The organism is Bradyrhizobium sp. P2_E8, from assembly GCF_056403875.1.
On sequence record NZ_JBFUES010001788.1, the window covers coordinates 1 to 723 of the forward strand.

The following is a 723-nucleotide window of genomic DNA, read 5'->3' on the forward strand; positions in this document are numbered from 1 at the left end:
CTCTTGAGGTTGACGCTGAAGACGCGGTCCCAGCTCTCCTCGGTCACCTCGACCACGCTGCCCATCTCGGCGATGCCGACATTGTTGTCGAGCACGTCGATGCGGCCATAGGCCTTGAGGCACGCCGCGACCATCGCCTCGATCTCGGCGGACCGCGAGACATCGGCGGTGAACGGGGTCGCCTGGCCGCCTTCGTCCTTGATGATCTTCGCGGTCTCCTCGGCAGCAGTGCCGTTGCGGTCGACGCAGAACACCTGCGCACCCTCGCGCGCAAAGGTCACCGCGGTGGCCTTGCCGTTGCCCCAGCCGGGCCCGATCGAGCCGGCCCCCACCACCATCGCAACCTTGCCCTTGAGCCGATCCATCAAGTGTCTCCCGTTGTTGTTCTTTGCAGCCCGGATGAGCGAAGCGATATCCGGGGGCGCCGTTCCCGGATATCGCTTCTCTCATCGGGGCTACGGATCTTTGCAGACGCTCATTTTTGTAACGTTAGCACCTGTGGGATGCCCGACAATCTCCGACAACGTCCGGCACACGCCCTCATGGCAGAGCCGCCATTCCCCGGCCGCGCCGGAATTGCCGAGCACGACCTCCCGCATCGGCGCACGCTTCGGCTGCCATTGAAACCAGCCATCGACGAGCCGCGCCTCGGGCGGCGGCTCCATGCCGGCGCCGGTGCCCTTGACCCGCGCCTGCAGCAGTTCGAGACCACCAGGCGTGACG

Annotated in this window: 2 protein-coding genes; both read right to left on the reverse strand. The window is 66.0% G+C overall.

What is annotated here, in order from left to right; translation table 11 throughout:
* Nucleotides 1-365: SDR family NAD(P)-dependent oxidoreductase (locus AC1D00_RS43915; RefSeq protein ID WP_477015043.1), on the reverse strand; the 365-nt coding region annotated here is incomplete at its 3' end.
* A gap of 90 nt (nt 366-455) precedes the next feature.
* Nucleotides 456-723, reverse strand: a 268-nt coding sequence (locus tag AC1D00_RS43920; protein ID WP_477015044.1) for a DUF1850 domain-containing protein, incomplete at its 5' end; no start/stop codon positions are given.